The sequence below is a fragment of the Bradyrhizobium sp. Kon69 genome (assembly GCF_055807515.1).
Genome location: NZ_JBVVOS010000015.1, coordinates 70065 through 82651 on the forward strand (window position 1 = coordinate 70065; position 12587 = coordinate 82651).

Genomic DNA, 12587 nt, shown 5'->3' on the forward strand with positions numbered 1-12587 from the left:
TGCCGTAGGCTGTAAGATGGGTGGAGCGAAGCGAAACCCATCGCACTTCCATCCTTAGACCGGAATGCAGGGATGGGTTTCGCTACGCTCTACCCATCATACGCATCGTGTTACTCCGCCGCTTCCGCATAATCGCTCACCGGGGGGCACGAGCACACCAGATTGCGGTCGCCATAGACGTTGTCGACGCGGCCGACGGGGCTCCAGTATTTGTCCGTGCGCGAGGTGCCCGCGGGGAAGCAACCCTCGGCTCGGGTGTAGGCGCGCTTCCAATCGTCATCCGCGATGTCGTGCACGGTGTGCGGGGCGTGGCGGAGCGGCGACGCCTCGATCTTGAACCGGCCGGCCTCGACCTCGGCGATTTCCTTCCGGATCGCGATCATGGCATCGCAGAAGCGATCGAGCTCCGCCTTGGATTCCGATTCGGTCGGCTCGATCATCAGCGTGCCCGGCACCGGGAAGCTCATGGTCGGCGCGTGGAAGCCGTAGTCGATCAGGCGCTTTGCGATGTCGTCGACGGTGACGCCTGAGGTCGTCTTCAGCGCGCGGGGATCGACGATGCACTCATGCGCGACGCGGCCCTTTTCGTTCTTGTAGAGCACCGGGAAATGCGCATCGAGCCGTGCGGCGACGTAGTTGGCGTTGAGGATCGCGATCTCGGTGGCGCGCTTGAGGCCTTCGCCGCCCATCATCAGGATGTAGATGTAGGAGATGGTCAGGATCGAGGCTGAGCCGAACGGCGCTGCCGAGACCGGGCCGACCGGCGCGTCTGCATTCGTTCCGGGATGACCGGGGAGGAACGGCTTGAGATGCGCCTTGACGCCGATCGGGCCCATGCCCGGGCCGCCGCCGCCATGCGGGATGCAGAAGGTCTTGTGCAGGTTGAGATGGCTGACATCGGCGCCGTAATCGCCGGGCCTGCTAAGGCCGACCTGCGCGTTGAGGTTGGCGCCGTCGAGATAAACCTGCCCGCCATGGCCATGCACGATGTCGCAGATCTCGCGGATGTGCTCCTCGAACACGCCATGGGTCGAGGGATAGGTGATCATGACCGCGGCGAGGTCGTTCGAATGCTTCTCGGCCTTGGCGCGGAGATCGCTAACGTCGACGTCACCGTTCTTCTCGCAGGCGACCACCACCACGTCCATGCCGACCATCGCGGCCGAAGCCGGGTTGGTGCCGTGGGCGGAGGAGGGGATCAGGCAGATCTTGCGATGCGTCTCGCCACGCGCCGCGTGATAGCCGCGGATGGCCAAAAGCCCGGCATATTCGCCTTGCGCGCCCGAATTCGGCTGCAGCGAGATCGCGTCATAGCCGGTGATGTCGCACAGCCACTTCTCCAGCCGCGCGAACAGCGCGTGATAGCCGCGGGCCTGCTCGCGCGGGGCGAAAGGATGCAGCGAGCCGAACTCGGGCCAGGTCAGCGGCATCATCTCGGTCGTCGCGTTCAGCTTCATGGTGCACGAGCCGAGCGGGATCATCGCGCGGTCGAGCGCGAGGTCGCGGTCGCTGAGCTTGCGCATGTAGCGCAGCATCTCGGTTTCCGAGCGATGCGCATGGAAAACCGGATGGGTGAGGAAGGAGGTCGCGCGCTTGAGCGCCTCCGGCAGCGCCTCACGCGTGGTCGCGTCGATCTCGGCATAGGCAAGCTGGCCACCGAACGCGCGCCAGACCGCTTCCACCGTCGCGGGCGTCGTGGTCTCGTCGAGCGCGATCCGCAATGCAGTTTCGCCGACGCCAAGGTTGATCTTCTCGGCAGCGGCGCGCGCGACGATCTCGGCGCGTTTGCTACCTGCACCCACGCTGAGCGTGTCGAAGAAACTGTCGGACTGCAGCGCAAAGCCGAGCTTGCGCAGGCCCGCGGCGAGCACCGCGGCGCGGCGATGCACATTGCGCGCGATCTGCGAAAGGCCTTCGGGGCCGTGATAGACCGCATACATCGAGGCGATCACGGCGAGCAGCACCTGCGCGGTGCAGATGTTGGAGGTCGCCTTCTCGCGGCGGATGTGCTGCTCGCGGGTCTGCAGCGCGAGGCGATAGGCCGGCATTCCGCGCGAATCCACGGAGAGGCCGACGATGCGGCCGGGCAGCGAGCGCTTCAGCGCATCGCGCACCGCCATATAGGCCGCGTGCGGTCCGCCATAGCCCATCGGCACGCCGAAGCGCTGGGCAGAGCCAATCGCGATGTCGGCGCCGAGCTCGCCGGGCGAGGCGAGCAGTGTCAGCGCCAGCAGATCGGCGGCGATGATCGCAAGCGCGCCCTTGGCCTTCAGGCTCGCGATCGCGGGCCTGAGGTCGCGCACAGCGCCTGAACTGCCCGGATATTGCAGCAGCGCACCAAGCACGTCGGTCTTGTCGAGATCGGTGAGGGGATCGCCGACGACCAGCGTCCAGCCCAGCGGCTCCGCGCGAGTGCGCATCACCGCAAGCGTCTGCGGATGCACGTCCTTGTCGACGAAGAAGGCCTTTGCTTCAACTTTCGAGTGCCGCTCCGCGAGCGCCATCGCTTCGGCGGCCGCGGTTGCCTCGTCGAGCAGCGAGGCGTTGGCGACGTCGAGCCCGGTGAGATCGCAGATCATGGTCTGGAAGTTGAGCAGCGCCTCGAGCCGGCCCTGGCTGATCTCGGGCTGGTAGGGCGTGTAGGCAGTGTACCAGGCCGGGCTCTCCAAGATGTTGCGCTGGATCACCGCAGGCAGGATCGTACCGGAATAGCCCTGGCCGATCAGCGAGGTGAAGACCTGGTTCTGGGCGGCGAGCTCGGCCATATGCGCGATCGCCTCGGTCTCGCTGAGCGGCTTGCCGAGATCGAGTGGAGTCGTTTGCCGGATCGAGGCGGGTAGCGTCTGCGCCATCAGCGTATCGACGCTGTTCGCGCCGACGGCCTCGAGCATCGCGGCGACGTCGCGCGTGGAGGGGCCGATGTGGCGGCGTACGAAGCTCGTGGTATCGCCGTTGGATTTGCGGTGCGCGGTCATCATGGGTCCTCGCTTTAGATGTTCTTGTCGCCGTCATGCCCGCAGGCGCAGGGGCAATCGCATAAGGGGATCAGATCACATTGCTTCTGCACGTCCGTGCCACAAACTCGTCATGCCCGGGCTTGTCCCGGGCATCCACGTTCTTGGTGCCGCGCGAAGGCCGTGGATGGCCGGGACAAGCCCGGCCATGACGTTGTGGGAACATCGCGTACACTCTCATGCGATAGTCCTGAGCCTTCGCGGGGCATGACGATCGGTTGGGTCTGCATCATCTCACGCCGTGTGGGCCTTGTACGCCGCTTCATCCATGAGGCCGCCGAGCTCGCTCTTGTCGGCCATCTTGATCTTGAAGAACCACGCCTTGCCCTGCGCGTCCGAGTTTACCAGCGCCGGCTCGCTCGCGAGCTCGGGGTTGGTCTCGAGCACCTCGCCGCTGACAGGCGCGTAGACGTCCGAGGCGGCCTTGACGGACTCCACGACGGCGGCGGCTTCGGTCTTCTTCAGCGTGCGGCCGAGCTTGGGCAATTCGACGAACACGACGTCGCCGAGCTGCGATTGCGCGTAGTCGGTGATCCCGACGGTGGCGACATCGCCGTCGATCGCGAGCCATTCGTGGTCGGAGGTGTACAGCGTCGTGGTCATTGTCTCAGTCCTCAGCGTTTGTAGGTGTTTTTCACGAAGGGCATGGCGGCGACGGCGAGCGGCAGGCGTTGGCCGCGCACTTCGGCGAACAGTTTTGTGTCGATCGCGCTTGATCCGGTGGGCACATAGCCCATCGCGACCGGCGCATTCAGGCTCGGGCCGAAACCGCCCGAGGTGACCTTTCCGATCGGCTCGCCGGAGGTTGCGTCCGCAAACAGCAGCGCGCCCTCGCGCACCGGCGCGCGGCCCTCGGTGCGCAGGCCGACGCGGCGGCGGGACGCGCCATTGTCGAAATGGGCAAGAATCTTGTCCGCGCCGGGAAAGCCGCCGGCGCGCGCGCCGCCGGTGCGGCGGCTCTTCTGCACCGACCATTCCAGTGCGGCCTCGACCGGCGTGGTCGCGGTATCGATGTCGTGGCCGTAAAGACAAAGCCCGCCTTCGAGCCGCAGGCTGTCACGGGCGCCGAGCCCGATCGGCATGACGTCCGGATTGTCCAGCAGGGCCCTGGCGAGCCGTTCGGCATCGCCGGCAGGAACCGAAATCTCAAAGCCGTCCTCGCCGGTGTAGCCGGAGCGCGAGACGAAGCAGTCGAGGCCGGCAACCCTGTGCGGGCCGGAATCCATGAACTTCATGGCGGGTGCTTCTGCACATAATTTCGCCAGCGCGGATTCCGCCTTCGGCCCCTGCAGCGCGATCAGCGCGCGGTCGGAGAGCTGCTCGATGATGCAGTCGTCCGAGAGATTCGCGCGCAGATGCGCCTCGTCCTCGGCCTTGCAGGCGGCATTGACGACCAGGAAGAGGTGATCGCCGAAATTGGCGACCATCAGATCGTCCAGAATCCCGCCCTCGGCATTGGTGAACTGGGCGTAGCGCTGCCGGCCCGGCGCAATCGCCAAAATATCCTGCGGCACCAGCCGTTCCAGCGCGCGGGCGGCGTCCTCGACCTTGCCGGATTTCGGCCGGAGCGCGATCTGGCCCATGTGGGAAACGTCGAACAAGCCGGCTGCGTTGCGGGTATGAAGGTGCTCCTTCAGGACTCCGGCCGGATATTGCACGGGCATGTCATAGCCCGCGAACGGCACCATCTTGCCGCCGAGCGAGACATGCAGATCGTAAAGCGGGGTGCGTTTCAGGGAGTCTTTGTCGTCACGCGCAAGCATCGGGGGGCCCTCGGCGGTTCCCCGGGAACGATTTCCCGTGGACACCAGTCGAAGCCCCATCTGTCGCTGTGCCTGAGAGTATTATCCCGTCGGCGGACGCTGTCCGGGCCTAAACCCGTCGGCGCCTCTTTCCAGATGCTGTCAAAGCCACGCGGTCCTTTTGCCTGAGAGTTTCCGGGGCGGTTGCTCCTTCGGCGCCGGCACCAGTGCCGGTCTCTCCCGACGTGGCCGTACGATACAGTGGGTAAAGACCACAGGCCGGCCAAGCCTGTCAACGCGGCTCAAGCGGCTTTCCAACGGATTACGCGACTGCGGCAACGCCTTGATCTGGCTGCACAGTTTCTGGACAGCGAAGCTGGCCTTGTCTAAAAGCGCTTTGACCCGCAGATATCAGCCCAAACTTGCGGTTTGGATGGCTGGAAGGCGGGTGCAAGCACACCCGATTGGATGAACATGAGCGGCGTCAACGAGATCAGGTCGACCTTTCTGAACTTCTTTGCCGAGAACGGCCACGAGATCGTGTCGTCCTCGCCATTGGTGCCGCGCAACGATCCGACGTTGATGTTCACCAATGCCGGCATGGTGCAGTTCAAGAACGTCTTCACCGGCGTCGAGAAGCGGCCCTATCAACGCGCCACCACCTCGCAGAAATGCGTGCGCGCCGGCGGCAAGCACAACGACCTTGACAATGTCGGCTACACCGCGCGCCATCTCACCTTTTTCGAGATGCTCGGCAACTTCTCGTTCGGCGACTATTTCAAGGAGCGCGCGATCGAGCTGGCCTGGAAGCTGATCACCAAGGAATACGGGCTCAAGAAGGACAAGCTGCTCGTCACGGTCTACCACACCGACGACGAGGCGGCGGACCTCTGGAAGAAGATCGCGGGCTTCTCGGATGATCGCATCATCCGCATTCCGACCTCGGACAATTTCTGGGCGATGGGCGATACCGGCCCGTGCGGACCGTGCTCGGAGATCTTCATCGATCGCGGCGAGCACATCTGGGGCGGGCCGCCGGGCAGTCCGGAGGAGGACGGCGACCGCTTCCTCGAATTCTGGAATCTGGTCTTCATGCAGTATGAGCAGGTGACGAAGGAGGAGCGCGTGGCGCTGCCGCGTCCCTCGATCGACACCGGCATGGGGCTGGAGCGCATGGCCTCCATCATGCAGGGCGTCGACAGCGTGTTCGAGACCGACCTGTTCCGTCATTTGATCGATGCGACGGCGTCTGCTCTGGGAAGCGGACCGGACGAGAAGACCGTGGCCTCGTTCCGCGTCATCGCCGACCATCTGCGTTCCTCGGCCTTCCTCGTCGCCGACGGCGTGCTGCCCTCGAACGAGGGCCGCGGCTATGTGCTGCGCCGGATCATGCGCCGCGCGATGCGCCATGCGCAGCTGCTCGGTGCGCAAGAGCCGCTGATGCATCGCCTGGTCTGGGCGCTGGTGCGCGAGATGGGCCAGGCCTATCCGGATTTGATGCGCGCGGAAAATTTGATCGAGGAAACGCTGCGCCTGGAAGAGACCCGCTTCCGCAAGACGCTGACGCGCGGCCTCGCCATCCTCGACGAGAAGAGCGCTTCCTTGAAGAAGGGCGACATGTTCGACGGCGACGTCGCCTTCACGCTGTACGACACTTATGGCTTCCCGCTCGATTTGACGCAGGACGCGCTGAAGTCGCGCGGCATCAGCGTCGACCAGGCCTCGTTCACCGATGCGATGGAGCGTCAGAAGGCCAAGGCGCGCGAGTCCTGGAAGGGATCTGGCGAAGCTGCTTCCGAGGCGATCTGGTTCCCGCTGCGTGAGAAGCTGGGCGCAACGGAATTCCTGGGTTACGAGACCGAGAGCGCTGAAGGCGTGGTGACCGCGCTGGTCAAGGACGGCAAGGAAGCCGCGAGCCTCAAGGCCGGCGACACCGGCGCGATCGTGCTGAACCAGACGCCGTTCTACGCGGAGTCCGGCGGCCAGGTCGGCGACACCGGACTATTGACCGGCGAGGGCGGCATCAAATTCCGCGTCACCGACACCCAGAAGAAGCTCGGCGATTTCTTCGTTCATGTCGGCACGGTCGAGAGCGGCGAGCTGAAGCTCGGCACGGCGCTGCAGCTCGAAGTGGATCACGGCAGGCGCTTTTCGATCCGCGCGCATCACTCGGCCACGCATCTCATCCACGAGGCGTTGCGACAGGTGCTCGGCGACCACATCGCCCAGCGCGGCTCGATGGTCGCGCCGGACCGTTTGCGTTTCGACTTCGTGCATCCGAAGCCGATCACGGCGGAAGAGCTCGCGCGCGTCGAGGACATCGCCAACGACGTGGTGCTGGAGAACGACGAGGTCTCGACCCGCGTCATGGGCGTGGACGAGGCCCGTGAGGCCGGCGCACGCGCGCTGTTCGGCGAGAAATATGGCGACGAGGTTCGCGTCGTCTCGATGGGGCGGACCGCGCGCGAGCGCGGCGCCAACGCACTCGGCTGGTCGGTCGAACTTTGCGGCGGCACCCATGTCAGGCGGACCGGTGACATCGGGCTGATCACGCTGACGGGCGAGAGCGCGGTCGCCTCCGGCGTGCGCCGCATCGAGGCGCTGACCGGCAACTACGCGCGAAAACACGCCAACGACACCATGGCGCTGGCGAAGACAGCGGCCCACGAGCTGCGCACCTCGATCGACGACGTCCCCGCGCGCATTGCCGCGCTGATGGAGGAGCGCAAGAAGCTCGAGCGCGAACTCTCCGACGCCCGCAAGAAGCTGGCGATGGGCGGCGGTGCAGCTTCGAGCAACGCCGCGGCCTCCGGCGTGCGCGAGGTCGGCGACGTCAAGCTGATGGCGCGCGCGGTCGAGGGCATCGAGATGAAGGATCTCAAGAGCCTTGCCGACGACGGCAAGAAGCAGATCGGCTCCGGCGTCGTCGCCATCGTCGGCGTCACCGAGGACGGCAAGGCCGGCGTCGTGGTCGGCGTCACCGCGGACCTCACTTCGCGTTTCAATGCGGTCAATCTGGTGAAGGTCGCCTCCGAGGCGCTCGGCGGCAAGGGCGGCGGCGGGCGGCCCGACATGGCCCAGGCCGGCGGCCCCGATGGCGCGAATGCGGCTGCGGCGCTCACGGCGATCGAAAAAGCCATGAGCGAACAAAAATCGGCCGGCGCGTAAGCAGGTGCGCCCCGTTCCGCGAGGGCGTGGGCTTCGCGATCCCGATCTGAGGGATCGCCTCTACGAATTGCTGGAGCACGATCCGCTGGCCTACTCGGTAGGGTCGCGCTTCATCCAGCTGATCATTGGCGTCATCGTGCTCGACGTGGTCGCGATGATCCTTGCCTCGGTGCCGGAGCTGGACGCGGAATTCGGTACGCTGTTCGCAGGCATCACCATCCTGTCCGTAATCGTGTTCGCGCTGGAATATGCCGCGCGGCTGTGGACGGTGGCGGGCCATACCCAGCGCACGGCGTCCGCGCTGTCGGATCGGCTGGGCTATGTCTTCTCCGCACTCGGCATCATCGATCTCCTCGCCTTCCTGCCGGCTGCGATCGTGCTGGTCACTGGCCGTCACGCGACGCTGGCAGCCCTGGGCGTGCTGCCGTTCTTCAAGCTGGTGCGGTATTCGCCGGCGATGCGCTCGCTGCTCGCGGCCGTGCACGCGGAGCGGCGGGCGCTGATCGGCTGCATCGTCATCCTGATCGGCGCGGTGCTGACGTTTGCCTCGCTGCTCTACGCCATCGAGCGCGACGTGCAGCCGGACAAGCTTGGCACCATTCCGCAGGCGATGTGGTGGGCGATCGTGACGCTCGGCACCGTCGGTTACGGCGACGTCGTGCCGGTGACGGCGCTCGGAAAGTTCATCTCCGTCTTCACGATCATCAGCGGCTTTGCCATGATCGCGCTGCCGGTCGCGATCATCTCGACGGCCTTTGCGGAAGAGGTGAAGCGGCGTGATTTCGTGGTCACCTGGGGCATGCTGGCGCGGGTGCCGCTGTTCTCGCATCTCAGCGCATCCGAGATCGCCGACATCATGCGGCTGCTGCGCGCACGCACGATCGAGCAGGGCGAGATCCTGGTGCGGCGGGGCGATGCGGCTTCGTCGATGTATTTCATCACCGCCGGCGAGGTCGAGATCGCGCTGCCGAACCAGCAGGTGCGGCTCGCGGATGGCACCTTCTTCGGCGAGATCGCGCTGCTGCACAAGACAAAACGCAGCGGCACGGTGACGGCGACACGCAAGACCCGCCTGCTGGTGCTCGACGCCCAGGATTTTCACGCGCTGATCGAACGCATGCCGACGCTCGCCGCGCACGTCCACAAGACCGCAAAGGCGCGGCTGGAGGGCAGCGGCGACCTTGCGGTGGCGGAGCTGGCGCAGGCGGAGCGCGACGGCACCGACCGCTGAGGGCTCAACCTTTCTTCAGGAAGACATACTCGGCCGAGTAGGGCGCGCTCTTGAAATCGCCGGCCTTGTCGCAAGAACCCTCGAGCTTGCCGCCATGGGTGTTGATGCGCTGGACGGTGGTGACCGGCGTCAGCACGCCGCTGCCGCGGTGGGTCGTCACTTCCAGCTTCAGCCAGGCGATGTCGTTCGCGGTCGTGCCCGGCGCGTTGCCGATGGCCTTGCCGATCACCGCGCTGCCGTCGACATGCTCCCAGTTCGGCCCGGCATAGTGACGGCCAATGGTCTTGCCCTCGGACAGCAGCATCGCGATCGGCTCGCGAAAAGCCCAGGCGAGCTTGCCGTCGGTGCCGGCCTTGCACTCATAGACCTGCGCGCCTTCGGCGTGGACGCTGAGCACGATGCTCTCGCCGGGCGCTGCGATGGCGTCGGGGAGCGGGTCGGCGGCCACAGCCGGTCCAGCGAGCAGCAACAGGCAGGGGACGGCAAGCTTGATCGACATGGTCGCATCTCCACGAAAGGTCTCAAAAAGAACGGGCCGCGCTTGCGGCGCGGCCCGTGATGATGTCCGGCCCAGTCGGGCGAAATTGCGGACGGCTTACGCCGCCAGCGCCTTCCCGAGGTTCTCGGCGACCTTGTCGAGGAAGCCGGTGGTCGAGAGCCAGCGCTGGTCGGCGCCGACCAGGAGCGCGAGGTCCTTGGTCATGTAGCCTTCCTCGACGGTGTCGACGCAGATCTTCTCCAGGGTGTTTGCGAACTTGGCGAGCTCGGCATTGTTGTCGAGCTTGGCGCGGTGCGACAGGCCGCGGGTCCAGGCGAAGATCGACGCGATCGAGTTGGTCGAGGTCTCCTTGCCCTTCTGGTGCTCGCGGTAATGGCGGGTCACCGTGCCGTGGGCGGCTTCGGCTTCCACCGTCTTGCCGTCGGGGGTGAGGAGGACCGAGGTCATCAGGCCGAGCGAGCCGTAGCCCTGCGCCACCGTGTCGGACTGCACGTCGCCGTCGTAGTTCTTGCAGGCCCAGACATAACCGCCGGACCATTTCAGCGCCGAGGCGACCATGTCGTCGATCAGGCGGTGCTCGTAGGTCAGGCCCTTGGCGTCGAACTCCTTCTTGAACTCGCGCTCGTAGATGTCCTGGAAGATGTCCTTGAACCGACCATCATAGATCTTCATGATCGTGTTCTTGGTCGAGAGATAGACCGGATAGTTGCGCAGCAGGCCGTAGTTCAACGAAGCACGGGCGAAGTCGATGATCGAGTCGTCGAGATTGTACATCTGCATCGCGACGCCGGCGCCCGGGGTCTTGAACACTTCCTTCTCGATGACGGTGCCGTCCTCGCCGACGAACTTCATCGTCAGCGTGCCCTTGCCGGGGAACTTGATGTCGGTGGCGCGGTACTGGTCGCCATAGGCGTGGCGGCCGATGATGATCGGCTTGGTCCAGCCGGGAACCAGGCGCGGCACGTTCTTGCAGATGATCGGCTCGCGGAAGATCACGCCGCCGAGGATGTTGCGGATGGTGCCGTTCGGCGACTTCCACATCTGCTTGAGGTTGAACTCCTTCACCCGCGCTTCGTCCGGGGTGATGGTGGCGCACTTGACGCCAACGCCGACCTTCTTGATGGCCTCGGCGGCGTCGATGGTGACCTGATCGTTGGTGTGGTCGCGGTACTCCATTCCCAGGTCGAAATATTGCAGCTCGACATCCAGGAACGGGTTGATCAGCTTGTCCTTGATGTACTGCCAGATGATCCGGGTCATCTCGTCGCCATCGAGTTCGACGACGGGGTTGGACACCTTGATTTTTGCCATGATCGGGGAAGCCTCTTGGGAACGGCGCTTTTGGCGCGCCACGGGAATATCCGCCGCTCTTAGCACCTGATAGCAGCGGGCGAAAGCCAAGGGATTATGCACTTTTAGCTCATCCAGCCTCCGCAGATGGGGGGCGGGAGCAGTCCTGCGGCGGGGACCGGGCTGAGGTTTCAGGCGAGATTCAAAAGTTGAATCCAACCCGTTATTTCCCTTGAGAATTTCGTCAGGACAGGCAAACGACAGGCGGAGGGACAGCCGGCCCAAGGCTGGGGCAAATCCGGGTCGAGACCAGGTCAGGACCGGCCTTGAATCAATTCATGAAGAGCGCCTCTCCAAGGCCTTGAGAACCAGTGTGAAAGCGAAGCGAGATGTCCGGGACTGACAAGAGCAAAGCGGGTCTTTCCCTCGACGGTCCCATCGTCATCCTGGTCGAGCCGCAGCTTGGCGAAAACATCGGCATGGCCGCGCGCGCCATGGGCAATTTTGCGCTTTCCGCGCTGCGCATCGTCAATCCGCGCGATGGCTGGCCCAACATCGCCGCCCAGCGCGCCGCGGCCGGGGCCGACTATATTCTGGACAAGGTCGAATTGTTCGACACGGTCGGTGAGGCCGTCGCCGACCTCGACCTGCTGTTCGCCACCACCGCGCGTCCCCACGACCAGGCCAAGCCGGTGGTAGGACCGGAAGCCGCAGCTAGCGAGATTTCCGGGCACGTCGCGGCGGGCGGCAAGGCCGGTATCCTGTTCGGCCGGGAGCGCTGGGGCCTGACCAACGAGGAGGTCGGACTCGCCAACCGCATCATCACCTTCCCGGTCAATCCAGGCTTTGCCTCGCTCAACCTCGCCCAGGCCGTGCTCTTGGTCGGCTACGAATGGTTCAAGCGCGCGACCTCCGGCGAGCTGCCGCACGCGATGCCGGAGCGCTCCGAGCGCGCCTCGCAGCACCAGATGCAGGCCTTCTTCGACAATCTCATCCGCGAACTCGACCGGGTCGAATTCCTGCGTCCGGCCGAGAAGCGCGACACCATGCTGGTGAACCTGCGCAACATCTTCAGCCGGATGGAGCCGACCAAGCAGGACATGCACACCCTGCACGGGGTGGTGATGGCCATCGCTGAAGGGCGCAAAGGCCCGGCCAAGGGCGGTGTGCTCGACGGCGAGCAGGCCACCCGTCTGCGCGCGCTGCTGGCCGAGCACGGGCAGGGTGGCGGGGTGCCGGACAGCGGCTCCACCGTGCGCGGCCTCGCCCGCCTGCTCCGCCGCAACCCGACCGATGCCGAACGCCTGCTTTGGCAGGCCCTCACACGGGATCGTCGATTTGCAGGTGGATTCAAGCGCCAGACGCCTGTGGGGCGGCACATCCCGGACTTCGTCTCGTTCCCGCACCGAATCGCGATCGAGTTGGTGAACCCGGGTGAGAACGAGGCGATCGTCGCCGATCGGGCGGGAAGGCGAGCCTGGCTCGAGGCGCGGGATTATCGCGTGATCGAGATGCGCGCGGCGGATGTGGAGCGGGATATCGAGGCGGAGCTGGCGCGGCTGCAGGGGATGATCGAGCAGAGCATGTAGGTCTCGTAGGGTGGATTAGCGAAGCGTAATCCACCTCTTTTCGTGCCGCGGCCA

At 65.2% G+C, this 12587-nt stretch carries 8 protein-coding genes and 1 riboswitch; of the genes, 3 read left to right on the top strand and 5 right to left on the bottom strand.

Going from position 1 to position 12587, the window contains the following annotated elements; all coding sequences use genetic code 11:
* Positions 1 to 110: 110 nt before the first annotated feature.
* The 3 genes from gcvP to gcvT all read right to left on the bottom strand — a co-directional run bounded on the left by gcvP (position 111) and on the right by gcvT (position 4777).
* Positions 111 to 2975 carry an aminomethyl-transferring glycine dehydrogenase gene (gene gcvP, locus AC0L3U_RS20585; RefSeq protein WP_473363063.1) on the bottom strand — a complete coding sequence of 955 codons (2865 nt, stop codon included), beginning with the start codon at positions 2973 to 2975 and terminating at the stop codon, positions 111 to 113.
* 273 nt (positions 2976 to 3248) lie between these two features.
* Positions 3249 to 3617, bottom strand: coding sequence for a glycine cleavage system protein GcvH (gene gcvH, locus AC0L3U_RS20590; protein ID WP_007612173.1), 369 nt, complete (start codon positions 3615 to 3617; stop codon positions 3249 to 3251).
* 11 nt (positions 3618 to 3628) lie between these two features.
* Positions 3629 to 4777, bottom strand: coding sequence for a glycine cleavage system aminomethyltransferase GcvT (gcvT, locus tag AC0L3U_RS20595; RefSeq protein WP_473362976.1), 1149 nt, complete (start codon positions 4775 to 4777; stop codon positions 3629 to 3631).
* A 143-nt stretch (positions 4778 to 4920) separates the two neighbouring features.
* Positions 4921 to 5009: riboswitch (glycine riboswitch) on the bottom strand.
* 221 nt (positions 5010 to 5230) lie between these two features.
* Between gcvT and alaS the strand changes: the two genes are divergently transcribed.
* Together alaS and AC0L3U_RS20605 are read left to right on the top strand one after the other, a co-directional pair.
* Positions 5231 to 7924, top strand: a complete 2694-nt coding sequence (gene alaS / locus AC0L3U_RS20600; protein WP_473362977.1) for an alanine--tRNA ligase — start codon at positions 5231 to 5233, stop codon at positions 7922 to 7924.
* Between the two features lie 4 nt (positions 7925 to 7928).
* Entirely contained in the window at positions 7929 to 9155 is a 1227-nt protein-coding gene (locus tag AC0L3U_RS20605; RefSeq protein WP_473362978.1) for a cyclic nucleotide-gated ion channel, read from the top strand.
* Positions 9156 to 9159: 4 nt separating this feature from the next.
* On the opposite strand, the gene AC0L3U_RS20610 is transcribed toward AC0L3U_RS20605, so the two are convergent.
* Positions 9160 to 9654, bottom strand: coding sequence for a DUF3455 domain-containing protein (locus AC0L3U_RS20610; protein WP_473362979.1), 495 nt, complete (start codon positions 9652 to 9654; stop codon positions 9160 to 9162).
* Positions 9655 to 9750: 96 nt separating this feature from the next.
* On the bottom strand, positions 9751 to 10965 hold the full coding sequence (locus AC0L3U_RS20615) for an NADP-dependent isocitrate dehydrogenase (RefSeq protein ID WP_473362980.1): 1215 nt from the start codon (positions 10963 to 10965) through the stop codon (positions 9751 to 9753).
* 368 nt (positions 10966 to 11333) lie between these two features.
* On the opposite strand from AC0L3U_RS20615, the gene AC0L3U_RS20620 reads away from it, so the two are divergent.
* Positions 11334 to 12533, top strand: a complete 1200-nt coding sequence (locus AC0L3U_RS20620; protein WP_473362981.1) for a TrmJ/YjtD family RNA methyltransferase — start codon at positions 11334 to 11336, stop codon at positions 12531 to 12533.
* The last annotated feature ends 54 nt before the right edge of the window (positions 12534 to 12587 follow it).

What these genes read in the sequence shown, in the direction of transcription:
- gcvP (WP_473363063.1), bottom strand. Translation starts at nt 2,975, where the DNA reads ATGACCGCGCACCGCAAATCCAACGGCGATACCACGAGCTTCGTACGC.
- gcvH (WP_007612173.1), bottom strand. Translation starts at nt 3,617, where the DNA reads ATGACCACGACGCTGTACACCTCCGACCACGAATGGCTCGCGATCGAC.
- gcvT (WP_473362976.1), bottom strand. Translation starts at nt 4,777, where the DNA reads ATGCTTGCGCGTGACGACAAAGACTCCCTGAAACGCACCCCGCTTTAC.
- alaS (WP_473362977.1), top strand. Translation starts at nt 5,231, where the DNA reads ATGAGCGGCGTCAACGAGATCAGGTCGACCTTTCTGAACTTCTTTGCC.
- AC0L3U_RS20610 (WP_473362979.1), bottom strand. Translation starts at nt 9,654, where the DNA reads ATGTCGATCAAGCTTGCCGTCCCCTGCCTGTTGCTGCTCGCTGGACCG.
- AC0L3U_RS20615 (WP_473362980.1), bottom strand. Translation starts at nt 10,965, where the DNA reads ATGGCAAAAATCAAGGTGTCCAACCCCGTCGTCGAACTCGATGGCGAC.
- AC0L3U_RS20620 (WP_473362981.1), top strand. Translation starts at nt 11,334, where the DNA reads ATGTCCGGGACTGACAAGAGCAAAGCGGGTCTTTCCCTCGACGGTCCC.